Annotated in this window: 22 protein-coding genes; 10 read left to right on the forward strand and 12 right to left on the reverse strand. The window is 69.0% G+C overall.

Annotated features, from left to right (window positions below):
• Positions 1-147: 147 nt before the first annotated feature.
• The 4 genes from AB0959_RS19090 to AB0959_RS19105 all read right to left on the reverse strand — a co-directional run bounded on the left by AB0959_RS19090 (position 148) and on the right by AB0959_RS19105 (position 4851).
• Positions 148-813: a dihydrofolate reductase family protein gene (locus AB0959_RS19090; protein ID WP_366827563.1), complete on the reverse strand. Its 666-nt coding sequence runs from the start codon at positions 811-813 to the stop codon at positions 148-150.
• Positions 813-1142, reverse strand: a complete 330-nt coding sequence (locus AB0959_RS19095; protein WP_366827564.1) for an SRPBCC domain-containing protein — start codon at positions 1140-1142, stop codon at positions 813-815. The genes AB0959_RS19090 and AB0959_RS19095 overlap by 1 nt, the downstream gene beginning before the upstream one ends.
• A 184-nt stretch (positions 1143-1326) precedes the next feature.
• A complete protein-coding gene (locus AB0959_RS19100; RefSeq protein WP_366827565.1) occupies positions 1327-2274 on the reverse strand; it encodes an MIP/aquaporin family protein in 948 nt (315 codons plus the stop codon).
• 198 nt (positions 2275-2472) lie between these two features.
• The gene (locus AB0959_RS19105; RefSeq protein WP_366827566.1) at positions 2473-4851 is read right to left on the reverse strand and encodes an Orn/Lys/Arg decarboxylase N-terminal domain-containing protein; all 2379 of its coding nucleotides are present in this window, start codon (positions 4849-4851) and stop codon (positions 2473-2475) included.
• Between the two features lie 367 nt (positions 4852-5218).
• Between AB0959_RS19105 and AB0959_RS19110 the strand changes: the two genes are divergently transcribed.
• The 3 genes from AB0959_RS19110 to AB0959_RS19120 all read left to right on the forward strand — a co-directional run bounded on the left by AB0959_RS19110 (position 5219) and on the right by AB0959_RS19120 (position 9004).
• Positions 5219-5938: a response regulator transcription factor gene (locus tag AB0959_RS19110; protein ID WP_366827567.1), complete on the forward strand. Its 720-nt coding sequence runs from the start codon at positions 5219-5221 to the stop codon at positions 5936-5938.
• A complete protein-coding gene (locus tag AB0959_RS19115) occupies positions 5913-7409 on the forward strand; it encodes an ATP-binding protein (protein ID WP_366827568.1) in 1497 nt (498 codons plus the stop codon). The genes AB0959_RS19110 and AB0959_RS19115 overlap by 26 nt, the downstream gene beginning before the upstream one ends.
• 248 nt (positions 7410-7657) lie before the next feature.
• Positions 7658-9004 (forward strand): DUF3500 domain-containing protein, encoded by a 1347-nt coding sequence (locus AB0959_RS19120; protein ID WP_366827569.1) that lies wholly within the window; start codon positions 7658-7660, stop codon positions 9002-9004.
• Positions 9005-9277: 273 nt separating this feature from the next.
• Here the strand turns inward: AB0959_RS19120 and AB0959_RS19125 are convergent, their stop codons facing one another.
• The gene (locus AB0959_RS19125; protein WP_366827570.1) at positions 9278-10591 is read right to left on the reverse strand and encodes a M48 family metallopeptidase; all 1314 of its coding nucleotides are present in this window, start codon (positions 10589-10591) and stop codon (positions 9278-9280) included.
• Between the two features lie 237 nt (positions 10592-10828).
• Here AB0959_RS19125 and ligA point away from each other — a divergent pair, with 237 nt between their 5' ends.
• The 3 genes from ligA to AB0959_RS19140 all read left to right on the forward strand — a co-directional run bounded on the left by ligA (position 10829) and on the right by AB0959_RS19140 (position 15164).
• On the forward strand, positions 10829-12922 hold the full coding sequence (gene ligA, locus AB0959_RS19130) for an NAD-dependent DNA ligase LigA (RefSeq protein ID WP_366827571.1): 2094 nt from the start codon (positions 10829-10831) through the stop codon (positions 12920-12922).
• A 593-nt stretch (positions 12923-13515) separates the two neighbouring features.
• Positions 13516-14838, forward strand: coding sequence for an alkaline phosphatase family protein (locus tag AB0959_RS19135; protein ID WP_366827572.1), 1323 nt, complete (start codon positions 13516-13518; stop codon positions 14836-14838).
• 5 nt (positions 14839-14843) lie between these two features.
• Positions 14844-15164, forward strand: a complete 321-nt coding sequence (locus AB0959_RS19140; RefSeq protein ID WP_366827573.1) for a hypothetical protein — start codon at positions 14844-14846, stop codon at positions 15162-15164.
• Positions 15165-15348: 184 nt separating this feature from the next.
• Here AB0959_RS19140 and AB0959_RS19145 read toward each other — a convergent pair whose 3' ends face one another.
• The 4 genes from AB0959_RS19145 to AB0959_RS19160 all read right to left on the reverse strand — a co-directional run bounded on the left by AB0959_RS19145 (position 15349) and on the right by AB0959_RS19160 (position 17781).
• Positions 15349-16197 (reverse strand): hypothetical protein, encoded by an 849-nt coding sequence (locus tag AB0959_RS19145; RefSeq protein WP_366827574.1) that lies wholly within the window; start codon positions 16195-16197, stop codon positions 15349-15351.
• A gap of 102 nt (positions 16198-16299) precedes the next feature.
• Positions 16300-16458 carry a hypothetical protein gene (locus tag AB0959_RS19150; protein WP_366827575.1) on the reverse strand — a complete coding sequence of 53 codons (159 nt, stop codon included), beginning with the start codon at positions 16456-16458 and terminating at the stop codon, positions 16300-16302.
• A 92-nt stretch (positions 16459-16550) separates the two neighbouring features.
• Positions 16551-17267, reverse strand: coding sequence for a hypothetical protein (locus AB0959_RS19155; RefSeq protein WP_366827577.1), 717 nt, complete (start codon positions 17265-17267; stop codon positions 16551-16553).
• 1 nt (position 17268) lies between these two features.
• Positions 17269-17781: a sigma-70 family RNA polymerase sigma factor gene (locus AB0959_RS19160; protein WP_366827578.1), complete on the reverse strand. Its 513-nt coding sequence runs from the start codon at positions 17779-17781 to the stop codon at positions 17269-17271.
• Positions 17782-18724: 943 nt separating this feature from the next.
• Between AB0959_RS19160 and AB0959_RS19165 the strand changes: the two genes are divergently transcribed.
• Positions 18725-19516: an alpha/beta hydrolase gene (locus AB0959_RS19165; protein ID WP_366827579.1), complete on the forward strand. Its 792-nt coding sequence runs from the start codon at positions 18725-18727 to the stop codon at positions 19514-19516.
• 45 nt (positions 19517-19561) lie between these two features.
• Here the strand turns inward: AB0959_RS19165 and AB0959_RS19170 are convergent, their stop codons facing one another.
• Complete coding sequence (locus AB0959_RS19170) at positions 19562-19795, reverse strand: hypothetical protein (RefSeq protein ID WP_366827580.1); 234 nt, start codon at positions 19793-19795, stop codon at positions 19562-19564.
• Between the two features lie 56 nt (positions 19796-19851).
• Between AB0959_RS19170 and AB0959_RS19175 the strand changes: the two genes are divergently transcribed.
• Both AB0959_RS19175 and AB0959_RS19180 read left to right on the forward strand, forming a co-directional pair.
• Complete coding sequence (locus AB0959_RS19175) at positions 19852-20937, forward strand: hypothetical protein (protein WP_366827581.1); 1086 nt, start codon at positions 19852-19854, stop codon at positions 20935-20937.
• Positions 20938-21096: 159 nt separating this feature from the next.
• Positions 21097-22131 (forward strand): DUF6215 domain-containing protein, encoded by a 1035-nt coding sequence (locus AB0959_RS19180; protein WP_366827582.1) that lies wholly within the window; start codon positions 21097-21099, stop codon positions 22129-22131.
• 75 nt (positions 22132-22206) lie between these two features.
• On the opposite strand, the gene AB0959_RS19185 is transcribed toward AB0959_RS19180, so the two are convergent.
• Together AB0959_RS19185 and AB0959_RS19190 are read right to left on the reverse strand one after the other, a co-directional pair.
• Positions 22207-23853, reverse strand: a complete 1647-nt coding sequence (locus tag AB0959_RS19185) for an AMP-binding protein (protein WP_366827583.1) — start codon at positions 23851-23853, stop codon at positions 22207-22209.
• Between the two features lie 8 nt (positions 23854-23861).
• Complete coding sequence (locus tag AB0959_RS19190) at positions 23862-24821, reverse strand: cyclase family protein (protein WP_366827584.1); 960 nt, start codon at positions 24819-24821, stop codon at positions 23862-23864.
• A 186-nt stretch (positions 24822-25007) separates the two neighbouring features.
• Here AB0959_RS19190 and AB0959_RS19195 point away from each other — a divergent pair, with 186 nt between their 5' ends.
• A complete protein-coding gene (locus tag AB0959_RS19195; protein ID WP_366827585.1) occupies positions 25008-25982 on the forward strand; it encodes an AraC family transcriptional regulator in 975 nt (324 codons plus the stop codon).
• The last annotated feature ends 39 nt before the right edge of the window (positions 25983-26021 follow it).

A 26021-nucleotide genomic window follows, 5' to 3' on the forward strand; every position in this document is an offset into this window, starting at 1 on the left:
GGTGTTCGTTGTTTGTCTTCACACCAAACTCAACTGCTGCCGGCGGCCCGCCAGTTACGCGGCTGTTCGCAGTTGGCCGTGGTGGACTGCTGATTCAAGCGTGTGCGCCGCGTGTGCTCGGGGCGCCAGGATGGAGTGGTGGTGCGGCTACCGTGGGCGCACGGCGTAGGTCAGGTGCGTCACCCGCGGCGACGGCTCCGAACGGACCGGCTCCAGCGCGACCTTGGACGCGTCCACGCCGTCGAACAGGCGGGTGCCTGCGCCGAGAAGCACCGGTGCCAGCGTGATCGAAAACTCGTCGACCAGGCCGGCGTTCAGGTGCTCCAGGATTGTCGCGCCGCCGCCGGCGATGCGGACGTCGCGGTCGCCGGCGGCCTCGCGGGCCTGGTCGAGGGCGTGCTCGATGCCGTCGTCGACGAAGTGGAACGTGGTGCCGCCGGGCCGCTCCCACGGGTCACGCTTGGTGTGCGTCACGACGTAGACCGGGGTGTGGAAGGGCGCCTCCTCTGGCCATGCCTGCTCGCCGAGGTCGAACATGCGCTTGCCCATGACGCTCGCGCCGGTGCGCTCGAACGTCTCCCGCGCGATGTCGTTGTCGCGGCCCTCCTCGCCGCCCTCGCCCAGCTTCAGGTTCTCCCGGAAGAACCGCAGCGGGAAGGCCCACTGCTGCAGCTCCGTCCACTGCGCCATCCAGCGCTGCACGTCCGGGTCGTCCTGCTTGTCGGGCGCGAAGAAGTCGTCAACGGGCACGGACTCGGGCGCGATGAAGCCGTCCAGCGACATCGTCACGCTGAAGAACACCTTCCCGGCCATCAGCCTTCCGCTCCCTTCCGCGCGAGGTCGGTGACGTAGGCCGCCAGGTTGCTCAGGGTCTGCCGGCCGCCCTCGATCGCGTGGTACTTCTCGACCGCCTCGTCGCGCAGTTCCGTGGTGGGGAACACCGTGCGCATCACGATGCGGGGCGCCGCACCGTCCGGCGCGAAGGTCAGGACCGACTCGAAGGCGTTCGGGTCGTCGCGGGACTCACCGTGCAGCAGCACGATCCGCTCCGGCGGGACGATCCGCAGCCAGCGGATCCACTCGGAGTAGTCGGTCCCGTCCGGCCCGTGCAGCACGAAGTCCCACTCCCCGCCCTCGAACACTCGCTCCGCGATGGCCAGTTCCTCCCGCTCGACCTGAAACGCATCGAACCCGGCTGACCGTCGGAACCGGTAACCGGACCTGCCCGATGATCTACGGCACAGACATCAGCCGCCGACCGGCACGAGTCCCCTATCGTTACTCACACACGACCCGTGACCGTGCGGAGCCCGTGCTGGTCACTGGTCACTCATCGTCCGTGGTCGTCACTGGACGGGTCCGGCCCGGCTCCGGCGGCTCGGCTCTCAGCGCCCGCGCGTACAGGACATCACCGATGAACAGGTCGTAGACGAGCACCCCGATCACGCCACCGATCAGCGGACCGACGATGGGGATCCACCAGTAGTCGCTGAAGGCACCGGCGAGAGTGCCGGGCATGGCTAGGTCCTGCCAGCCTGCTGCATAGGTGAACAGACGCGGACCGAAGTCACGGGCAGGGTTGATGGCGTAACCGGCGTTCGCACCGTACGACATACCGATGGCGGCGACGACGAATCCGATCACCAGCGGCCCGAGATTGGCCTTGACGGCCGTATTACGCAGGTCGATGACCGCCACGACGAACATGACCAGAAAGGCCGTGCCTACGATCTGGTCCACGAGCGGTCCCCAGTTGCCACCGTGGAAGTACGGGGCGGGAAAGGTTCCGAAAATCGAGAATGTGGCGAGGGTGTGCCCATTCGTCTTCGGACCCTTCACGACGTCGTCGAAGGTGTTGATCGCGTCGTGATAAACGCCGTACACGAGCGCAGCCCCGACGAACGCACCGGCCAGTTGCGAAGCCACGTAGGGAACGACTTTGACCCATGGGAACCCGCGACGCACCGCAAAGGCGAGCGTCACAGCCGGATTGATGTGAGCCCCGCTGACACCACCGGCCACATAAATAGCGAAGGTCACGGCCATTGCCCAGCCCCACGTGATGAGGAGCCAGTCGCCTGCGCCGAGGAAGAAGGTGGTGGGTCCTTCGGTGCGCCCTGATCCAGGCAGCGCCGCAACGGTCATGGCCACCACGCCGCATCCGAAAGAAATGAGGACGAATGTCCCCAGGAATTCAGAGATGCATTCGCCGAGCAGCCCTCCTCGACGCCTGAGCCGCGAAGGTTTTAGCAGGGGCGGAATCTCCACAGCCATGATGACTCCCTCAGGAACTGATCCGGCCAGTGGCGGCTCCTCCTGCCGCCGATCGGTCACCGATATACCTACCGCGTTTCCACACAGGGCCAGCCAAGGTCACCCGTCCGGACCCAAGTCGTCACGGCGGCATCTCTCCCCGCGGCGCCCGAACCCCGGCCCAGCCGCACCACCGTCACCCACCCGCGCGCCTCGGACTCAACCCACCGACCTGGCCCCCTGCGCCCCCCGCCGCTGCGCGGGCGTCACGGCACCGGCGAGCCCCTCGTGCTCGTCCGGACGCAGGCACTCGATCAGGTAGTCGCCGCTGTCGGAGGAACGGGTCACCCCGTGCGTCTCGCTGCCGAAGCCGGGGAAGTGGCGGTCGAAGGACTCCAGGGCCCTGAGGTAGCGCAGGAGCGGGCCGTCTTCCTCCCCGATGCTCTCGCCCGGCATCAGGACCGGGATGCCGGGCGGCGTCACCGTGACCATCGCCGCGGCGACACGGCCAGGTGCGTCCGTGAGGCGGATCCGTTCCGTGCCGCCGCGGACCAGGCGCTGGTAGCACCGCTGGGGCGGGGCGGCCGGCTCCGGGAGTTGTTGGAAGGCCGTGTCGAGTAGCTCGACCAGGCGGACCTCGCGCAAGTGGTCGTGCATCTCCTGGCACAGGTGGCGCACCGTCAGCCCGGCATAGCGTCGAGGGTGCTCGGCGATCAGCGCGGGCAGCACACGCTCCAGCGGGGCATCGCCGTCGTAGAGGTCCTTGAAGTCCATCAGGGCGTCCAGCAGCGTGCCCCACTTGCCCTTGGTGATGCCCATGGAGAACAGCACCAGTGTGGTGTAGCTGTCGGTCTTCTCCACGACGATGCCGCGCGTGGTCAGATAGGCGGTGAGCACCCGCGCCGGGATGCCCCAGTCGGACATCACACCGCTCGCGCCGAGCCCCGGGCAGGTCAGGGTGACCTTGATCGGGTCGAGCATGCAGTAGCCGTCGGTCAGACCGGGAAAGCCGTGCCAGTCCGCGTCGGGTGCGAGGTGCCAGCAGGACGGCTCGGTCCGCAGCAGGTCCGCCGGAGCCTCGTCGAACGGAATCCGCGCCCCGCTCGCGGGGTCAGTCACCTCCCCCGGCTGCCACACCCCGAAGAACCAAGGAGGCCGGTCCCCGGCGGCCTCGATCCGCCGCCCGATCCGCACCATCTCCTGGCGGAACCGGACCGCCTCCGTCACCGCTTCGTCGACCAGCCACTGTCCCTGCGGGCCGTCCATCATCGCCGCGGCCACGTCCAGCGAGGCGATCATCGGATAGAGCGGCGACGTCGTGCCGTGCATCATCAGTGCCTCGTTGAACCGGTCGTGCTCCACCGGCGCCCGCGGCGCGGACCGGACGTGCACCATGGCGCCCTGCGACAACGCCGCCAGCAGCTTGTGGGTGGACTGGGTCGCGAAGATGGTCGGCCGGCCGGGGCAGGGGAAGGCCTCCTCGTCCACCGCCATGCCGTAGCGCCCCGCGTAGAGCGGGTGGAAGCGGGCGTACGCGAACCACGCCTCGTCGAAGTGCAGCCGAGGCGTGCTCGCCGCGAAGGCCCGGGCCGCCGTCACCGCGTCGTAACACAGTCCGTCGTACGTGGAGTTGGTGAACACCGCGTACGGGGCACGCGACGACACCGCGTCCCTCGCGAGGGGGCTCTGCGCGATCCGCGCCGCCACCGAGTCCGCCGCGATCTCGGCCGGCGGCAGCGGTCCGGCGAGGCCGTAGCCGTTGCGGGTGGGGACCAGGTACACCGGCCGGGCGCCGGAGACGACCAGGCCGTGCAGGACCGACTTGTGGCAGTTGCGGTCCACCAGCGCGATCTCGTCGCGGGTCACGCTGAAGTGGCCGACCAGACGGTTGCAGGTGGAATCGCCGTGCAGCACGAAGTACGTGCGGTCGGAGCCGAAGACCCGCGCGGCGTTACGCTCCGCCTCGCCGATCGGCCCGGTGTGCTCGAACAGCGAGCCGAGTTCCTCCACCGAGATCGACAGGTCACTGCGCAGCAGCCGCTCCCCGAAGTAGTCGTGGAACGCCCGGCCCACCGGCGACTTGAGGAAGGCGACACCGCCGGAGTGCGCCGGGGTATGCCATGAGTACTCGTGCGCGTCGTCGAAGCGCCGCAGCGCCTTGAAGAACGGCGGGAGCAGGGCGTCCTGATAGGCGCGCGCGGCAGTGGTGATCCGCCCCGCGATGAACGCCGGCGTGTCCTCCAGCGGCCACACATAGCCCACCACCGACTGCGACACCCACAGCGGCAGTTCACACAGCCCCTCGTCCGCCATGACCAGGAACACCGGCAACTGGTGGAACCGGCGCCCGATCCGGCGCAGCACCGTCGCGCCGCCCGGCCCGTCCTCAGCTCCGGGCGGAAGGTCCCAGGCAACCACCGCGGCGGCCAGACCGGCCTCCGTCCTGAGCACCGCCTCGGCGTCAAGGACACTCCCCACCCACTGGACCTGTAAGCCACGCGCCCGGATCCCCTCGGCGATGCGCGCCAACTGCCCCGCGCCGGCGCCCCCGTCCTGCGGATGCTCCGCCACCGCCACCAGAACCGTGCCGTCCGCCATGCCGTCCCCCTTCCCCGGTCACCTGCGCCACCCCATCCAGTGTTCGCGGACATGGCACGCATGATCGGCCGACGTCGGCCAAACCACCCCATCGACGTACAGCACGGACCGCCCCTTGACGCGTCGACGCCCGCCCGTCGGGCATCCCGTCGGGATTCCCGATCGGCACCCGGCGCATCGCGACAGTGCAGACCCTGCTCGCGCAGCTCGACGCCGGGGTGCTGCGTCCCGCAGCGAGGCGACAGCGGCGTCCTCTTGCTCGTGGCTCTGCGCGACCTGGTACCAGTCCAGCATCGTGGTCACGCCGGAGTGCAGGGCCCATGCGGCCGCACAGCCTGTCCACAGTCTGCTGAGGAAGAGTCGAGGGATGACTGGCACCTCTCTGGCACGCGAAGGCACTGTTCGTGTGCTGATCGTCGACGACGAGCCCGAACTCACCGAGTTGTTGTCCGCGGCCGTCACCGAGGCAGGGTGGCGGCCGTTCACGGCGGAGGACGGCCAGGGGGCGCTGCGGCTGGCGCGTGGTTGCGCCCCGCACGTCGTTGTCCTGGACGGGATGCTGCCGGACGTGGACGGGGTTGAGGTACTGCGTAGTCTGCGGCGCGAGAACGCGCGGCTTCCCGTGCTCATGCTCACCGCCCGCGACGCCCTGGAACACCGGATCGACGGGCTGTCCTCGGGCGCCGACGACTACGTGACCAAGCCGTTCTCCCTTGAGGAGGTCATGCTGCGGCTGCGCGGGCTGCTACGGCGTACCGGTGTCGGCGAAGCTGAGCATGAAGGTTCCGTACGTGTGCTGGGTGACCTCGTGCTGGCGGAGAGAACCCGTGAAGTGCAGCGCGGCGGAACGCCGATCCCGTTGACCGCCAAGGAGTTCGATCTGCTCCGGTTCCTGCTGAGCCACCCGCACCAGGTGCTCAGCAAGGGGCAGATCCTCGACCACGTGTGGAACGCGTCGTTCGACGGCGGAGGGAATCTGGTGGAGGTCTACGTCTACGGCCTGCGTGCGAAGATCGACAAGGGACGGGCTCCGATGATCCACACCGTCCGTGGGGTGGGGTATGCGATCCGGGCCGCTGAAGACTGAGACGAAGACCGAGAGGGGGGAGCGCCGTGCCCGTGTGCGGGGGCGCTCGTTGCGGGCCCGTCTGGTGCTCTTCTTCTGTGTGACCCTGGTCGTGGTGTGCGCGGCCATGGCGCTGACCACCGTGTTCGTCCAGCGCGTCTATCTGATCGGGGATCTGGACCAGCGGGTCACCGACGCCGCCGAGCGCAGCCAGGGCGGGCTCCAGCGCCGGACGGGCGGAGCAAGCGATCTGGGCTTCCTCAACGAGCGTGGGCAGCCTGCCGGAACGCTTGCCGCACGCTTCGACGACAGCGGTGCCGTCCTCGCCGCCGAGGTGGTGACCGAGGACGGACACCAGCAGGTCCTCACCGCCACCCAGCGCGCCGCGCTGGACGGACTCGCCGCGGACGGGTCGCTGCACACACGCGCGATCCCCGGCCTGGGTACCTACCGGCTGACCGCGATCGGCGATGACGGGGTCCCCGTCCTGGCCGGGCTGCCCATGGGCAACGTGCAGCGCATGATCAACGGTCTGGTCGTGGCCGAGTCCGTGATCGCCGCCGTCGGGCTCATCGGCGCGGCCTGTGTCTCGGCCGTGGTCGTACGGCGCAGACTGCGCCCGCTCGGCCGGGTTGCCGCCACCGCCGCCGAGGTCTCGCGTACGCCGCTGAACCGCGGCGAGATCACCGGTCTCACCCGCGTCCCCTCATCCTTCACCGACTCCGGAACCGAGGTGGGCCAGGTCGGCATCGCGCTCAACCGCCTCATCGACCACGTCGAATCGTCTCTCTCAGAACGCCAGCGGACCGAGGAACGCATGCGCCGCTTCCTCGCCGACGCCAGCCACGAACTGCGCACACCACTCGCCTCGATCGCCGGCTACGCCGAAATCATGGACCGGGGCACCCTCACGATCGAACCGGCGCTGGCCTGGCGCCGTGTCTCCGCCCAGTCGGCCCGGATGACCGGACTCGTCGAGGACCTGCTGCTGCTCGCCCGCCTCGACGAGGGCAGGCCGCTGCAGTCGGCCGAGGTGAACGTGGCCACCCTGGTCGCCGAGGCCGTGTGGGACGCGCAAGCCGCGAGCAGCGGCCACGAGTGGCAGCTCTCGCTCCGCCTCGACGTACCCACCCCGGTCGTCGGCGACGCGTCCCGCCTCCACCAGGTGGTGGCCAACCTGCTGGCCAACGCCCGTGTACACACACCCGTGGGCACGAAGATCACCGTCATCGTGGAGACCACGGGCACGCACTGCGTCATCCGGGTCCGCGACGACGGCCCCGGCATCCCGCCCGACCTCCTGCCCTCGGTCTTCGAACGCTTCACCCGGGCCGACGCCTCCCGGTCCCGCGCCTCCGGCCAGGACGGCGGCGCTGGCCTTGGCCTGGCCATCGCCGCAGCCATCACACAGGCGCACGGGGGCCGGCTCGACGTGGAGAGCGAGCCGGGGAGAACGGAGTTCTCGATCACGCTCCCCACGATCGCGCACTGAGCCGGCACCCCGCACAGGCTCGGTCGCCCAGCACGGGCTCAGCGCCCAGCATGTAGCCCCCTCACACTGCCGCGAACTCTAAGCGCCTCCACAGACACACAGGTCAGCCCCTCCCTGTGTCCTCCCCCGCGTGCCGATTCCACGGGCGGACCGCCTCCGCTTCAGTTCGGCCTCAGTTCGCTGCCCCAGAGTGATCACCGGGCGGCCGTCCAGCGTGGATGTGCCCAGGACGAAGGGAAGCAGCGACGATGAGCGAGCTCGACACCGGTGAGCCGACGGCCCACGAGCCACAGTCCGAAACCGGCAGCCGTGCACACGCGAGCCGCCGCAACTTCATGCGCAAGGTCTTCTTCGCCAGCGGCGCCACCGCCGTCGCGACCATGGGCGGTGCCGGAGCCTGGGCCGCGATGGCCGACGACGCCACCCCTGCTGCCGACGCGTCCGCAAGCCCGAGCGCAGCCCCGAGCGGTGCTCCCAGCGGCGGCCCGGGCGGCGGCACCGGCGGCCCCGGCAACCAGTCGATCACCGAGGACTTCTTCGGCCTGACCACCGATGGCAAGCGCGTCGACGACCTGTTCACGATCCACTCCACGGGTGTGAGGACCGCCCCGGTGATCGCCGCCGCCAACGCCTTCCTGGACGGGCTCAGCGACGACCAGAAGACCTCGGCGCAGTTCACGGTCCACTCCACCGAGTGGCGGCTGTGGAGCAATATCGACTCCTACGAACGTCAGGGCGTCTCCCTCGCCGACCTGAGCGATGACCAGAAGGCCCTGGGCACCGCCCTCCTGGAGTCGGCCCTCAGCGCCGACGGCCTGAAGACCACCGAGAAGATCCGAAAGATCAACCAGGCGGCCGGCGAGGCGATCAACAACACCACCGCCTTCAACGAGGACGCCTACTACTGGACCCTCATGGGCACCCCGTCGGCGACCGAGCCCTGGGGCTTCCAGTTCGACGGCCACCACCTCGTCGTCAACTACTTCGTCCTCGGCAGCCAGGTCGTCATGAGCCCCTGCTTCTGGGGTTCGGAACCGACCTCCATGGAGATCGACGGCGAGACGGTGACCGTCTGCCACGAGGAGGTCGTGGCGTCCCTCGCCTTCATCAGCTCCCTCACCGAGGCACAGCAGGCGGTCGCGATCGAGTCCTCGAGCAAGTCCAACGAGTCGATGAAGGCGGGCGCGTTCTCCGACAACACGGTCCAGGAGTACACCGGCATCCGGGGCAACGCCCTGACCGCCGCCCAGAAGACCAAGCTCCTCGACATCGTGCGGGCGTTCGTCGGCCGCGCCAAGGCCGACGTGGCGAAGGTGAAGCTGGCCGAGGTCCGCAAACACCTGGGCGACACGTACGTCACCTGGGCCGGCGGAACCGGCGACGACGACGCCTTCTACGTCCGGGTGCACAGCCCGGTGGTGTGGATCGAGGTGGACTGCCAGGCACCGGGACCGCTCGCCGGCGCGTACGGCGCCACGCAGGGCAGTGGTCCGACCCAGAAGCACGTCCATTCCATCATCCGCACCCCCAACGGCAACGACTACGGAAAGGAGCTCCTCAGGCAGCACTACCTGACGTCACCGCACCACCAGTGACGCGGATGACGTAAGAACCGGTTGATTTCCTGTCATCGTAAGGGCCGCACCCACACGGGCGCGGCCCTTACGCCTCTCCGAAGCAGACGTCAGTCGGACACCGACACCGCCCTGCACTGGACTGGACTGGACTGGACGGGTGTGGAACGGCCCGGCACGGGCGGTGGAGAAAACGGTGGCGGCCCACAGCCGCTGCAGGGCGGAAGCCGGCCCCGAGCGGCAGACACTGACCCGCCGAACACACCATCTGCGTGAGGGCCTGAGCCTATGAGCCTACGAGCCGTCGAAGCCGTCTCTGACAACCTGCCGGGCCAATGAGGTGCGCGCGCCCTCCAGCTCGGCGGTGATCCGGCGCGCCTGGTCGTCATCCGCCACCACCGACGCGGTCACGTACACACCACCGAGCAGGAGCTGACGTCGCAGATGGGTCGGCGGGTGGGTCGAGTCCACGCTGTGCCCCCGGCGCGCGCCGACGCGACGCTGACGCTCGTACTCGTGGTCCGGAATCGACGACACATGATCGGCGAGCGCCTCCCACAGCCCCTCAGCCGGGTTGTTCTTCATGCTCTCTTCGCCGCTGCTCCGGCCACGGCTCACCGGGCCGCCACGCCGCCCCAGCCGACGGTGGTTGACCTCCCGTCGCAGCGTGGTGGCGACCGACTCGACGACGAGGAGCTTGTCCATCAGCTCGACCGCGGCCTCGGTGGAGCCGGCTCTGGCGGCCATCGAGTCGGCGAGGTACTCGCAACGCTGTGCGGCACGCACTGTCAGCTGGTCGAGCAGTATCAAGATCCCCTGGACCACCGAGCGGGGCACGACGTACACACAATTGATCAACATCTCGACCAGGCTGGGGTTCGCGATCGGATCGACGTAGAAGCGCCACGTGGTCAGCGACCGGTACGCGGTTCCCACCACCAGACCGCGGCGCGTGTCGCCGTTGCTGTAGTGCCCGAGTTCATGGCCCAGCAGGGCGATCCGCTGCTGCGGGGTCAGGATCTCCCACAGAGGCAGTCCCAGAGTCAGCAGACGTCCCCGCACTCCGTAGGGCATCACGCTCGCGTTCACCTCGGCGTTGACGGCGACGACGTCCACGCCTCCGGTCCCCACCACACGGGCGACCTCGTCGATCAGCCCGTACAACTCAGGGGCGTCGGCCCGCAGGACCCTACCGTCCTCAGGCAGCCGGGACAGCCTCGGCCGCAGTGTCCACGCCAGGGCCAGCAGGAACAGGCCGAGCACCATGCCTGCGCCCATCCAGCCGCTCGCGACGAGCCAGATCCCCCCTGCGGCGAGGACGACGGTCATGCCATGGACCACCACCGCGATCCCGAACGCCACGACGCCGGCCACATCCTGTCCGGCACGCCGCTCCTGACCAGCGCTCATCTCGGCGAGCAGCTGTTCCCCGTGACGACGGGCCAGGGCGCGGCGCAGCGTCTCCAGCCGCCCCTCGTCCTCCTCGCTCAGCGAAGGATCCACGTTCCAGTCACAGGCCGAGCACCACGTGGTGAATCGGCTGTCCACGCGGATCTCCGCCCCGCACTCCGGGCACGGCTGGACCGTCTCCTCGACATCGGTACGCACGACGGCGCCCTCCCCTCCCCACAGCCCCTCCCCAGAGGCTGCCTGTCCGTGAAAGGGCGCAGTTGATCACATCGCCGCCCTCCGCGTAAAGCCGCTGGGTCGCCGATGCGCCGGCCACGACCGAACTCTTTGGAGAAGCACGGGGAATCGCCCGTCGCGCCGCGGCCGGTCGACGGGCTCGCCTGGGAAACCGGCGTGCCAGGGTCGTTGTCAGTGGTGGGGTGCAGGATGACGGGCATGACATCACCTGCTGCAGAGATCGTGGATGCCGCCGCCTACGCGCAGGCGGTCGAGGACGCGGTGAAGGCGTCGGCCGCCTACTACGCGGGCGGTACGTCGACGCTGGACGACGACACCTACGACCGGCTGGTGCGTGGCATCGCGGTGTGGGAGGCCGAGCACCCCGATCAGGTGCTGGCCGACTCCCCCACCGGGAAGGTCGCCGGCGGGGCCGTGGAAGGCGATGTTCCGCACACGGTGGCGATGCTGAGCCTGGACAACGTGTTCTCGCCGGAGGAGTTCACCGCCTGGACAGCGTCGCTGGCCCGGCGGATCGGCCGCGAGGTGGAGCGGTTCAGTGTCGAGCCGAAGCTGGACGGCCTGGCGATAGCCGTCCGTTACACCCGCGGCCGCCTGAGCCGGTTGATCACGCGCGGCGACGGGACGGCCGGGGAGGACGTCTCGCACGCCATCGGCACGATCGAGGGTCTGCCGCAGAATCTGGCGGAGCCGGTCACGGTGGAGGTGCGCGGTGAAGTCCTGATGACCACCGCCCAGTTCGAGCACGCCAACGAGGTACGTACCGCGCATGGCGGGCAGCCGTTCGCCAACCCGCGCAACGCCGCCGCCGGCACCCTGCGGGCAAAAGACCGTGCCTACACCGTGCCGATGACGTTCTTCGGCTACGGCCTGCTACCCCTTGCCGACACCGAGGCCTCCCTGGCCGAGCGGATGGGCGAGCTGTCGCACAGCGACCTCATGGCGCAGGTCGCCGCATACGGGGTGAACACCACCGCCTCGACCGACGTGCCCGGCGTCACCGCCGACACGGCCGAGCAGGTCCTGGCGCGAGTGAAGGAGGTCGCCGCGCTGCGGGCGGCGTTGCCGTTCGGGATCGACGGGATCGTCATCAAGGCCGACCTGGCCGCCGACCAGCAGGCCGCCGGATCGGGATCGCGCGCACCGCGCTGGGCGATCGCCTACAAGCTGCCGGCCGTCGAGAAGATCACCCGGCTGCTGGAGGTGGAGTGGAACGTGGGCCGCACCGGCATCATCGCGCCCCGGGGTGTGCTGGAGCCGGTCGAGATCGACGGCGCCACCATCACCTACGCCACCCTCCACAACCCGTCCGACATCACCCGCCGCGACCTGCGCCTGGGCGACCACGTCATGGTCCACCGCGCCGGCGACGTCATCCCCCGCATCGAAGCCCCGGTCGCCCACCTGCGCACCGGCGACGAACAGCCCATCGCCTTCCCCGAGGCATGCCCACGCTGCGGTGCCGGCATCGACACCGGCGAACAGCGCTGGCGCTGCGAGAACGGCCGCAACTGCCACCTCGTCGCTTCCCTCACCTATGCCGCCGGCCGCGACCAGCTCGACATCGAGGGCCTGGGCCACACCCGCGTCGTCCAGCTCGTCGAAGCCGACCTCGTCGCCGACCTCGCCGACCTGTTCGCCCTCACCCGCGACCAGCTCCTCGGCCTGGAGCGGATGGGCGAGACCAGCACCGATAACCTCCTCGCCGCGATCACGGCGGCCAAGGACCAGCCGCTGTCACGGGTGCTGTGCGCGCTCGGGATCCGCGGCACCGGCCGCTCGATGTCCCGCCGTATCGCCCGGCACTTCGCCACCATGGAAACCATCCGCGCCGCCGACGCCGAAACGATGCAGCAGGTCGAAGGCATCGGTACCGAGAAGGCCCCGTCCATCGTCGCCGAACTCGCCGAACTCGCCCCGCTCATCGACAAACTCGTCACGGCCGGGGTGAACATGACCGAACCCGGTGCCGTCCCGCCCTCCCCCACGGCCGGCGACACCGCGGACAGCGAGAGTCCGGAGGCCGCGGAGGGGGCGGTGACGCCGTTGGCCGGAATGACGGTCGTGGTCACCGGCGCGATGACCGGCCCGCTGGAGAAGCTCAGCCGTAACCAGATGAACGAACTCATCGAACGCGCCGGCGGCCGCTCCTCCTCCAGCGTCTCCAAGAAGACCACCCTGGTCGTCGCCGGGGAAGGCGCCGGATCCAAGCGCGCCAAGGCCGAAACCCTCGGCATCCGCCTGACCACCCCCGACGACTTCGCCACCCTCATCGCCGACTTCGTCGACTGAGCCCTCGTCTTCGGCTGCCTGCTTCGCCTCGTCGGCGACAGCAACGGCGCCGCTTCTGGTGGCGCTTCGCAGCCGACGCCAAACTCGGCGTCGTCTCCCTCCCCCCGATCAGGCCGGACATGACGAAGCCCCGGCTGGACGGGGGAGACCAGCCGGGGCAGAACGAGGTGACGTGCGGAGGGCGGTCGCCTCGCGGCGATGGGCTTCATGGGGCTTCAGCCGGACGATCGTCCCCATGAGCAATAGGTGAGGCCCGGGGACACTGTCCCCTCCGCAGTCACGTACGAGTCAACGGGGAACCAGGCGCGGTTGTTCCACCCGGGCAGCCGCGCACGGTGTGAACTACGGCACGGCCGGGGGTAGTTTCGACCCCCGAACCGAGTAGAGGGCGCGGCCGACCTTGATGTCGACGGCACGCCCCTCCGTCGTGGCCCTCAGGCCTTCGCGGCCCCTCGCGTCGGGCTTTACGCACCGAGATGAAGTTCTTTGGCTGAATCCGGGACGCAAGTCCGATTCCGTACACGTTCTCCCTCTCGAATGTCGGTGCGTGATCCGCCAGGTCACGAGCTCCGCACAGTTTGAGGAGAACCACCGTGTCCCGACACCCCCTCCCTCCCATCGCGGCTGCTGCTGCCGCGCTCGCCGCCGTCGGCGGTCTGACCACCATGACCGCCGGCCCCGCCTCGGCCTCCCCCGCGCCCCGCTCCCGGCACGTCCTGCTGCTCTCGGTCGACGGCCTGCACCAGTCCGACCTGGCCTGGTACGTGGCACAGCACCCCCGTTCCACGCTCGCCCGCCTGGCCGGGGATGGTGTGGAGTACACGCACGCGAGAACCACCGTTCCCTCCGACTCCTTCCCCGGCATGGTGGGCCAGCTGACCGGCGGAGACCCGGGCGTCACGGGCGTGTACTACGACGACACCTACAGCAACGCCCTGCTCCCGGCCGGTACCACCAGTTGCGCAGGCGTCGAGCCGGGCGCCGAGGTCGACCTCACCGAGGACCTCGACAAGAACCAGAACTCCCTCGACGCGGGCCAGGGCCTTCCTGACCTGCCCGGCAGCATCCTGAGCATGACCGGCGACGCCGCAGGCCTCATCAACCCGGCGAAGCTGCCCGTCGACCCGAAGACCTGCAAGCCGGTCTACCCGCACTCCTACCTCAAGGTGAACACGGTCTTCAACGTCGCCCGTGAGGCCGGGCTGCGCACCGCGTGGTCGGACAAGCACGTCGCCTACGACATCCTCACCGGGCCATCCGGCAACGGCATCCAGGACTTGTTCGCCCCGGAGATCAACAGCCAGGCCATCGGCTACCCGGCCGGCGAGGACTGGACGAAGGACAACGCCGCGACCGAGCAGTACGACGCGTACAAGGTGAAGGCCGTCCTCAACGAGATCGACGGATACGACCACAGCGGCTCCCACAAGACCGGCGTCCCGGCGGTCTTCGGGATGAACTTCCAGTCCGTGTCGACGGCCCAGAAGCTGCCCGTCTCCAACGGCCTGACGGGCGGTTACGCCACGCCCGGCATACCCGGACCACTGCTGGCGAAGAACCTCGACTTCGTCGACCAGGAGGTCGGGGCGTTCCTCGATGAGATCCACAAGCGGGGCCTCGACGACAGCACGACCGTCATCCTGTCCTCCAAGCACGGCCAGTCGCCCACCGACCCCAAGTCGCTGACCCGCATCGATGACGGGCCACTGCTCGACGGCCTCAACGCCGCCTGGAAGACCGCCCACCCTGGCGCCGGTGACCTGGTCGCCCACGCCGTGGACGACGACGCCATGCTGCTGTGGCTCAACGACCGTTCCCAGGCCGCCGTCAAGTTCGCCAAAACCTCCTGCTCGCCCAGTCCGGCAACGGCAACGGCAACGACGGAGCCGCCAAGCCGTTCACGGCGAGCGGCCTGAAGACCGTGTACGCCGGTGCAGATGCCGCCCGGTACTTCCACGCCCGGCCGGGCGACCCGCGCGTGCCTGACGTGTTCGGCATCAGCCAGTACGGCGTGGTCTACACCGGCGGCAAGAGCAAGATCGCCGAGCATGGCGGAGCACACGCCGACGACCTCGACGTGCCGCTCGTCATCCACGGCGCCGCCACCCCGCACGACGTGCGCGTCAACACTCCGGTGCGGACCACGCAAATCGCACCGACGATGCTGCGGCTTCTCGGCCTGAACCCGCGGGACCTGGACGCGGTGCGCATCGAGCACACCCGGTCGCTGCCGGTGCGCTGACCGCCCCCTGGGCCGCCACGCCGACGGAACGCCTCCGCCGGCCCGCTGCCGCCCGGGCGGTGGCAGTCCCGTGCGCGCCCCCGCCCGGGCCACTCGGCCGCGACTCGCTTCTACAGCCCGTACCCTCACCGACCCTCGTGCCGCGGGCGCGGGAAGAGCGCGGCCGTGACCAGCCGTGATGCGCCTACAGCAGTGTCACCAACTGGTACGGAACCATGTAGAGCCCGATGGCCAGGATGGGAAGTCCGAACACCACAACTCCGAGGGTTCTCAGGACGAGGGCCGACACACGGAGCTGAGCGAGAGCCCGCTGCGGGCGCTGAGGATCATAGGTGACCTCGATGCGCTGCGGCCGACCATCGAGCCGCTTGGCAGCGTAGTCGGCGAGGATCTCCCGGGAGACTCCTTCCTGGTCGATGAACCGGAAGTACTGCTTCCTGCGCGCGGAGCGCTCGAAGACCGCCACAACCCTCACGCCCCGATCGCGCAGCACCCATCGGTCGCGCAACGCCACGGCCGCGGTTCCGACGATCATCAGGCCGAGGGCGAGGGGCATCACTCCCAGACCCCACAACATCGCCGGGGCAGAGCCCCCCGCCACCGCCAGCACCACCAGCCCTGTGGCATAGACCGCGAGAAAGGCACATGCCACGGCGCGAGCCCGTGGGTCCCCACGCCTGGAGGCCGGCTCCGCCGGAAACACCTCCACCAACTCCGCACCCCCAGCGGCGGCCCGCCCCGCACGCTCCGGCAGAGCACCGTTGACCGCCTCGACAATGCGGCCCGCACCAGAGGCGTCCCGACCTGTGATGGCGAACACCGGGCCCGGCACCCCACCGGAACCTCGCACGACTATCTCGACCGACCGCCGCGAGGCTCCCGTCACCCGCGCCTGCACGATCGCCTCGAGCGGTATCCGTCGGCGAACACCGTCCCGGTCCAGCCACACCGTGCTGCCTTGCAGCCAGATACGGCCGTCGGCCCCACGCAGCGTGAGCGACGGCAGCAGGGAGGGCTCGGACGAACGGGTCATTGGCTCCCTCTTCCGGACGGCGACAGCGGTCGGTGGTCGCCGCCCACCCTTACACAACAGACTCAAACACGACATCACGTTCTCCCAGCCAGGACATCCGTTTCACAGGTACTGCTGGAGCCAGTACAGGAGCAGTGCGGCCATTCCGGTGCCAAGCCCGTAAGCCAGGCCGCGCAGCAGGGAAAAGGCGGCGGCCTCGCGCAGGCGACGCTTACGGCGCGATTCCGTAGCCGGGACGGTGGTTCGGGGTCTACGCGTCATGGCGAGTTCGTCCTTCAGGGGCGTGATGGAGAGCCTGCCGGCCGCCATTGGCCCGGGAACCGGGACTGCGGGCGGGCTTTTCGTCTGTGGGGTCAGTGGGATCGAGCGCAGTCCTGCAGGCGCCGGGCGAGACCGGCGTCGGGTCGGCAGACGAGGCGGTCGTCGGCGTCATCGCGGGTGGCCAGCCGACGCACTTCGGCATCCAGGATTGGTGTGACGGGGGCCGGCGGCCGGTGACGTCGCGTGTAGGCGGCGAAGTTGGCGACCGCGGTGACGAACGCCTCCTCCACGTCAGGGTCGTCGTCCAGGTCGACCACGTTCAGCAGGATGTCGCGCCAGTGTTCGGCCTCCGCGGTCTCGCCACGGCCGTGGTGCAGCAGATGAAGGCAAAAGGCGCTGGCGCTGTTACCGGCACCGGCGGCGAACCGCCACCAGAACTGGGCGCTTTCGGGATGGTCGGCCACATAGAGCATGCAGGCGAAGATGTGCGCGCCGTCCAGGTCGACTTCCTGGGTGTCCTGATCGCGCGTCAGCAGTTTGTAGGGCGGCTCCCCGATCGCCACGGCGAGCCGCTCGACGTGGGTGGCGGCTCCGGGCTGGTCCAGGCTCCAGCTGACGAACTCTTCGAGATCGCGCAAGGCGCGGGAGACGGACGGCACGGTGTCCGTCACGGGGATATAGCCGGCGTCGCGGGCCAGACGGTGGAGCCCGGCGACGACGTCGAAAGCGGGCCGCTGGGCGCGCAGGCGCCGCCCGGCCGCGGCCAGCACCTGTTCGGTGTGCGACGGAGATCCCTTCGTTGCACTCATGTCACCTGCTCCTTCGGATTCGAGCGGGCATGGCCTGTTCCAGGAACTCTTTGGCTTTCCGGCTGTGGTAGTCGACGGTGCTGGCCGTCACGCCCAGATACCAGGCGATGTCGCCGGTGGGGCAGCCGCACAGATAGCGCAGAACCGTGACGTCGAACTGCCGCGGCGGCAGTGCGCACAGGGCGCGCGCCACATCGCTGTCCTCGGTCAGTTCGGCGAGGTTGTCCCGGTAGCTCGTCAGCTTCTCGGAGATGACGGTGCGCCGCAGGATCGCCCAGGTCTGCTGATGGACGTTACCGGCGGCCAGGAACGCCGGCCAGTGCGCGAGGATCTCGAAGAAAGCCCGGTGGACGGCGGCCTCGGCGATCTGCCGGTCCTTGAGGACGGCTCGCGCGAACCGGTGGTAGTCCTCCTGGTTCTTCACATAGAGTGCCTCGAATTCCAGTGGGAACGGAAGCACCGCGGTGACCACCACTGGACTGCCGCTGGATTCCGCACGGGCATCGTCGGTCATGAATCCTCTTCGTTGAGGCAGATACGAACGGCTCCGCGATACGAACGGACGTACCAGCAGTGCCTTCTGACGAGGCCTATGCAACCCGGCCGAACAGGCGAACACGCATGGGTGGGCGAGAGAAAATCACACAGGGGCACTTGAATATTGCACTAAGTGATCACCTACCGGCTGGTAACGCACAGTGAGCAGCGGTTTCCCTGTGGGCGCCAAGTGGCGGACTATGCCTCTTGAGATCCGACTGTGTTGCAGTTCACTCACGGAACCAGCGAATCCGCTCGAACTGCCCTCACTCGAGAGAGCAAAGCTCTCCTGCGTTCGCACATGCAGGCAGGCGCGGACACGCGGCGGTGGACCGTGAGCTGCGCATCCCGCGCTCGTGGACGTGCGACCCGGACCGCTGCCGGGCCGCCGGCCTGCGCGAGGGGCACCGTCTTTCGCGGGGAAGTACCGCGCCGATGCCCTGGCCGCGAAGGTGCCGAAGAAGGTCTGGCAGAAGCTGTCGGCACGGGTCGGCGCCAAGAGGCACGCTCTACGACTGGGCCGTCGTCGCCCTGGCCGGCCCCCGGCCCGGGTCGAGACGGCGGGTGGAGGAGACCTTACGGGCCGGAAAGGCGCGCTATGGCGGTATTGAAGTGTGGTGAGGCCGGTGGTGGTGCACACTTCTTCGCCGTGGAGATCATGGAGGGCGAGCTGCGGCGACTTCGGTCCGGCCTTGGGGCTGAGGACGGCCAGCAGCAGCCGTTCCTCGTCCAGGTCCGGTTTACCGCCGAGGATCCCGCCCAGGTCATTCCGAATGCGCGGGTGGTGCTGACGCGCGTGGTCGAGCGGATGGGCCTCTGGCGTCTGATGCTTCGAACTTTTCGTAGTCGACGTCCTCTGCGCGAAGTCGGGATCGTGATTACTTTGATGGGATCTGCTGTGAACCCGTCAGAGGTGGACGATGAAACCGAGGGTCCTGGTCAACGAGGTGAGGGGCGAGGGGCCGCCGGTGGTCCTGGTGCCTGGCGGGCTCACCGGATGGGTGTCGTGGACGCCGCTCGCGGACGCCTTGTCGGCGAAACGACGGACCGTCAGGGTGCAGCCGATCCACAATGAGCTCGGCTCGGCCGGCGAGCGCGGGGACGCCGGGTACACCGCGGCGATCGAACGTGAATCGCTGCTCATGACGCTGGACGCCCTCGGGGTCGAGACGGCCGACTTCACGGGGTGGTCCGCCGGTGGGCGGGCCCTCGTCGAGTTCGCCCTGGCCCATCCGGAGCGGGTGAGGACGCTGACGCTCGTGGAGCCCGCGGCGTACTGGGTCCTCGACGGCCTCGGCGAGTCCGCGCCCGAGGTCGCCCGATTGAACCAGTTCCTGCATGCACTGGCCGGACAGGACGTGAGCGAGGATGACCTGGCCGCGTTCCTCGAACTCGCCGGTCTCACGCCGTCGAGGGACCGGGCCCGCGACCACCCCGCCTGGCCGCGCTGGGTCCCGCACCGGATGGCCCTGTCCTGGAGCTCGGAGCAGGCCGACCGGCCCAACCGCGACGTCGCCGAACTCGCCGACATCCGGTGCCCTGTCCTCCTGGTCCACGGCTCGGCGACCACCGACTGGATCAAGCGGGTCGTCGCCGTCCTCGACGAACGGCTGCCCGATACCCGGGTTCTCGAACTGCCCGGCGACCACGCCTGCCACCTCGAGAACCCGGACGCATTCCTCGCTGCGTTGGAGCGGCACCTGGCTCAGTGAGCCGAGGTCGAACGCCGGCACGGCGCGGAGGAGCACTTCAGCCACCTACAAACTCTCGCTCTGGGCGGGTTCGAGGGCTTGCCGCAGGATCTGGACTTCGACGCGGTGCCGCTGCTTGAGCTCGGCGAGCTGGGCGGTGAGGGTGCGGACGACACTGCTGAGCGCGTCGTCGGACGGCGGTGCGGTCGGACGGGGCGGGTGGTTTTGCTGCTGGGCTCGGGTAGAAAGGTGACGCCCATGCTTGTGGCCCTCCGGTGGGGAACCGGGGAGAAGGACCATGTCCTGCCTTAGGGGGAAAAATGAGGGGAAGCGCGAAGCGGAGCGCCACCAGACGTGTGCGGGCCGCCTTAAGCGCCACGGTCGTGGTCTGCGCGGTCACGACGGTGCTGCCCGGAGCCGCTTCGGCTGAGCCGATGACCGTGCCGGGCGTCGCGAGCGACAGCGGAGCCGGGGTCGAGCGGATCAGTGTCGCGACCGACGGCACCCAGGGCGACGGCGACTCGGCCGGCGCCACGATCACGACCGACGGTCGGCGTATCGCCTTCTCGTCGTCGGCGAAGAACCTCACACCCGCCAACCCGGCAGCATCGGAAAGGGTGTTCGTCCGTGACCGGCGGACGAGCCAGACCACGCTGATGAGCAGCAACACCTCCCCGATCCAGGGCCCGGTGATCAGCGGCGACGGGCAATACGTTGCCTGGTGGGGGCAGTTGTTCAGAGACACGAAGGTCTTCCTGTCTCAGGTGAGCTCGGGAAGCACGATCGGCATCAACTGCTCGGGCCTCAGTTGCAGCCAGCCGTCGCTGAGCGCGGACGGCCGCTACATCGCCCACGTCGCCACCTTCAGTCGACCGCCGTCCCGGCAGCGCATCGAGGTACGGGACTGGCACGCCGACACCACGGAGACTGTCGCCGAGTTGGACCACCCCGTCTCGGCCCGGCCGTCCATCAGCGGCGACGGCCGCTTTGTCGCCTACCAGGACGGCCAGGCGGAGGACGTCTTCGTGTGGGACCGGACCGACGACACCTCCGCCGGCCCGATCGAGGGCCCGTCCAAGGCGGCGACACTCGTCCAGCTCAGCAAGGACGGCAGCAAGATCGTCTACCTCTCGGGCTCCGACACCCACGTCCAGGACGAGCGCTCGGGCACCGACCAACTACTGCCGAACGTGCGGGGCGTGGCCATCGATCCCACCGGCCGCTATCTGCTGTACGCCCCGCACGACACGAGCGGACCGTCGCTCACGCTGCGCGACCTGGAGACGGGCACCGACGAGATCGTCGTGAACCAGTTCGCCTCGGCCGGGACCGACGCGGTCAGCGCCGGTGGGCGCGACGTGGTCTTCCAGTCCCCGGCCGACGACATCGTGCCCGGCGACACCAACGGCAAGTCGGACGTCTTCGTCCGCCACTTCTACTGACCGCCCCGGCCCGCCGAATGCCCGGCTGCCGCGCTCTCCGGGTGCCTCACCGCTCTCGCCCCCGCGCGGGAGCGGTGAGGCACGTAACGGATCAGCTGTCGGCCCGGAACTGTGGCCTCCACCACGGCGAATGCGGTCTTCTCCTGATGAGATCGCCGGATGCTCGGTTTCCTCCTCCGTCTCCTGCCGTTCTGGGTCCGCGAGCCCCTGCTCATCGCGGTCGGGTCCGTTCTCGGCGTACGCATCATGTATCTCGCCGTCCGCGATCACGATCGGGTCGCGGCCGGTCTCGGCGTTGTATTCCTCGTGTTCACCGCAATACGCGTGTACGCAGTGGTCCGGGCCCTGCGCGCACGCCGGAATCCGAGTGCGGCGGCCGCCGCAGACGGGGCGGCGGTCGATGCTGCCCTCCAGGCCCAGGCCCAGGCCCAGGCGCCTGCACAGGTGCAATCGCAGGCAGGAGCTGGGCCGCGTCCCGGTCCGGGCACTCCGGAGAAGGAGCCCAACGCATGGGGCCAGGCCGTCGCGGCCGTGGCCGTGATCGGGGCACTCGCGGCCGCGCTGTGGGTGGCCCCACGCGTGATGCCGTCCGACGCCAGTACCCCGGAGCCCGCCTCGTGTTCGGGCGGGGAACACGAGGAGCTGCCGAAAGCCTATAAGCAGACGCCCCAGCCGGTGACCGGTGAAGACCTGTGCAAAGCGCTCAACCGGCCAGACCTGGCCCAGCTCCTTGGAACACCCGGAGAGACCGCGACCACCGCTTCCGGCACCAACAACACCGCTCCCCTGACGGATGGGAAGGTCGCCCAGCCGGAGGCCGAGGTCTCGTTCGACACGTACACCGTGAATGTCTCGGCCACCTACAACGAGCTGTCGACCGACCAGTACGTGAAGCTGATGAAGTTCGGGGACGAGACGGACGTCAAGACGCTTACGGTCCTCGGACGGCCCGCGGTCTTCTCCTCGGACCACACCATGAAGCTCGAGATCAATCTCGGGAGCGGCGGATCCGGCGGGCCGGTCGAAGAAGGACCCCTGGCCAGAACGCTGTCCGTGGCCCTCGACCGTGACGACCGGGGCGGCTACTGCGAAATCACCGTATGGAGCACGTCCGGAGCCCTCCCTGACGACAGCGCTCTCCTCGACATCGCTGACAAGGTTCTTCCGACGATCTCCGAACAGCCTGTCCGATGAGACGCAGGCGGGAAATCGAGAGCAAGGTTCCGGTCGGGCGTCCGGTGGCCCACCCGGCCGGAAACCAAAGGCACGTCAGCCCCGCAACTCGCGACGAAGGATCTTGCCGGTCACCGTCTTCGGGAGATCTTCGAGGAACTCGACCTGGCGCGGGTACTTGTACGCCGCCATCCGCTCCTTGCAGTGCCGGATGAGTTCGTCCGACGTGCAGGAGCGGCCGGCCTTGAGGCTGACGTACGCCTTCACCGTCTCGCCGCGCTTCTCGTCAGGGACACCGACGACGGCCGCCTCCCTCACTGCGGGGTGCTCGGCAAGCACGTCCTCGACCTCGCGAGGCCAGACCTTGTAGCCCGAGGCGTTGATCATGTCTTTCTTGCGGTCGACGATGAAGATCCAGCCCTGCTCGTTCATGAAGCCGACGTCGCCGCTCTTGAGCGTGCCACCGGGCAGACCTCCCGCGGTCTCCTCGGGCTTGCCCCAGTAGCCGGCGACGACCTGCGGCCCTTCGGCAACGATCTCGCCGATCTCGCCGAGCGGGAGGTCGTTGCCCTCGTCGTCCTGGATCCGCACGGTCGTCGACGGCACGGGGACGCCGACCGAGAGCGCGCCCGAGTTCGGGTCGACCGGGGAGCCGGCGCCGAACGGGGTCGCGGTCATCGGGCTGGTCGTCTCGGTGAGACCGTAGGCGTTGTGCACCTGGAGCCCGGTCGCGGCCCGGAACGCCTTCTCCGCTGTGGGTGAGATCGCGGCCCCGCCGGAGTAGATCGAGGTGAACGAGCTGAACTTCTCCCGAGTGAAGTCCGGGTGATTGAGCAGTGCGTTCAGCGCCGTGATCGCCCCGATCGTGTACGTCGGCCGGTGCTCGACGAACGCATCGAGCACCACGCCCGGTTCGAAGCGGTAGGCGAGCACGAGCGGCATCGGAGCCAGGAAGCTGACCGCGATGTGCCCGATCAACCCGGTGATGTGGAACAGCGGCGCGATCCCGAACACCTCACCACCCGGCCGGAAGCGGATGAAGTCCCGGTACACCGTGGCGGTGAACACCACATTCCGGTGGGTGTTCATCGCGCCCTTCGGGACCCCGGTGGTGCCCGAGGTGTAGGTGAGGAACGCGACGTCGTCCGGCCCGAGCTCCACCGGAGGCGGAGTGCTCCCCCGGTGCCCGGCGATGAACTCCAGCAGGTCCCGGGTCCCCTCGTGGCGCTGCCGGGTCACGCCGGAGAACAGCCGGCTGTCGTCGCGGGTCTGATAGTCGAGCTCACTGGTGGTCAGCACGACCTCGACCGGGCTGGCCGGTACGACGTCCCGGCCCACCTCGTCGTAGAGGCTCTCCAAGCACACCAGGACCTTGGCCCCGGAGTCCTCGAGGAGATAGGTGAGTTCGCGGGCCCGGCTCATCGGGTTGATCGAGACCATGAACCCGCCGGCCTTCCACGCCGCGAGCATGCAGACCAGGAACTGGGGCACGTTCTGCAGGTAGACCGCGAGCCGGTCACCACGGGCGAACCCGAGTTCGCGCAGTCCGGCGGCGAGCGCATCGCTCTGGGCGTCCAGTTCCGCCCGGGTCACGACGCCGTCGAAGTAGCGGATCGCGACGCCGTCCGGGTCGGCCGCCAAGCCGGCCCGGAACATCTCCAACGCGTTGGTGTGATCGAGGGGGAACTCCCCGGGCTGGTCGCCGTACAGGGCGAGCCAGGGACGCTGATCATAGACAGACATCGGCAGCCCTACTTCACGACGATGGGGTTGACCGGAGCGCCGCTGGCGTTGGCGATCTTCAGCGGAGCCGCGGCGTAGAAGAACTCATACGTGCGGTCCTCTGCGCAGTCCGCGGCGAGCGCCTCGAGGTCGGCGATCTCGGTGAAGGTCACCCCCAGGTTGCGCATCAGGGCGCTGTGCAGCGGCAGCACCACGCCGTTGTTCGGGTCGGTGGTCACCTCGTTGGCGATCGTGTCGGTGACCAGGTTCGGTATCTCCATGTCGGCGAACCACTCCACCAGTTCGGGGCTGTAGACGAGGCCAGGCTCACAGAAGCCGTCGTAGAACTTGTCACCCAGGTCGAAGAACAGTTGCAGGTAGTTGGTGCGGATCAGCAGGATGTCGCGCTTGCGGAGCTCGACGCCCTGGTGGGCCGCGCAGGCGAGCAGGTCCTCGTGGGTGAAGGTTTCGGCGGTGTCGAGGTTCTTCTTGCCACGGAACCGCGCCATGTCGAGCAGCACGCCGCGGCTGACGACACCGCGCTGGGCGATCGGCTCGACTCCGGCCTTGGCCATGCCCCCCACCGTGGTGCGGGCGTCGTATCCGTTCCAGATCCTGCCGCCGTACCAGACGTGGCCCAGGGCGTCGTACTGCGTCGAGCCCTGCAGGAAGGCGTCGATCTTGTCGTCGGCGTAGTGCAGCCCGCCCGGGAACTGCGGCGCGTCCTGTCTGTCCCAGGTGGCCTCGTCCATGATCTGGGTGCGGACCGCCGGGGTCCGGCCCGGCCACACCGGGTCGCCCTTCGGGTCACCGATCAGCCGCTGGATCGTGAAGACCTTGCCCGAGCGGATCAGCGCCGCGGCGGCGACGACCTGCTCGGGGCCGAGGTAGTTGAGGCCACCCACCTCGTCCTCGGGACCCCACTTGCCCCAGTTGCTGGGCGCTTGGGCCAGCAACTCGTCCAGGCTGGGGGCGGCGTTCTGGGTCATGGTTCCTCCTGGTCACACAGACGATGCCGGGGTGTGCGACGCCTTCGCGGCGCTTCCCTCCGCGAGGGAACGGCGTCACACCGGAAGTGAAGCGCTCCCGGCCGGCCAAGGTCGCGCGCCGAGGCGCACAGTTGTGTCGTCAATCCGCACAAACCGGCCCCTCGCCGATTGCCGTGTGCCGGCCCTATGCTCGGGCGCGAGAGAGGGCGAGCCCCGATGTATCAGATCGATGGCCTGGTCACTGGCGACCGGGCGACCGAAGGTGTCACCGCGCAGGATGCGTGGCGGGACTGGTGCAACGACGTGCACGGTGAGTTCGGCATCGACTTCTACACCAAGTCCTACCGGGGTCGCGTGATGCGACAGCGCACGTCGACGTACCAACTCGTGTCGTGGACCGGTGAGTCCGAGTATGTACGTCGCGAGGCTCGCGGGATCCGCCGCGATCCGCGCGGGCACTACGAGCTCTTCGTCCCGCTGCGAGACCAGTTGCACGTCGGCAGCGACTCCGTGGACCGAGCACTCCGGGTCGGGGAGATGGCGCTGGTGCCGATCGATGCGCCGTTCCACGTCGCGCACGCCGATGGCGCAGCCGCGCTCACGCTTCTCATTCCGTTCGAGCGGGTCGATCAGCGTCTCGGTCTGATCTCGCCGCGTGGGCAGCGGATCGTCGGGCGCAAGGGCCTGCCGGGGGTGACCCGCGCCCTGCTGGTCAGCCTCATCAGGGAGCGCGACAACCTCTCCGGGGCCGACTTCGACTCGGTCTGCGATCGGATCGTCGACCTGTTCTGCCTCGCCGCCGCCGGCGACGAACAGATGCCGTCCTCGAGCGGCGGCACGGCGGTTCTCGACGCGGTACGCCGATATGTGCGCGAACACGTCACCGATCCCGACCTCTCCGTGGCCGCGATGTCCGCAGCGATCGGCTGGTCACCCCGCTACATCCAAGCGGTGCTCGCCCGCGAAGGCACTACCGCCACCGAGCTGATCCGGCGCGAACGGCTCGACCTCGCCCGCACCAGACTGAGCTGCCCGACATTCGCCTCACAGAGCATCGCCGATGTGGCCGCGTCGGTCGGCTTCAGCTCCCCCAGCGCCTTCAGCAGCGCATTCCGGCAGCACTTCGGGACCTCACCGCGCGAAGTCCGCCGGTGTATCTGACCTGCGGCGCGGGCTGAGGCGGCTGGTTCGGTCGCGGCG

Source organism: Streptomyces sp. NPDC046862, from assembly GCF_040704615.1.
Classification (GTDB): Bacteria; Actinomycetota; Actinomycetes; order Streptomycetales; family Streptomycetaceae; genus Streptomyces.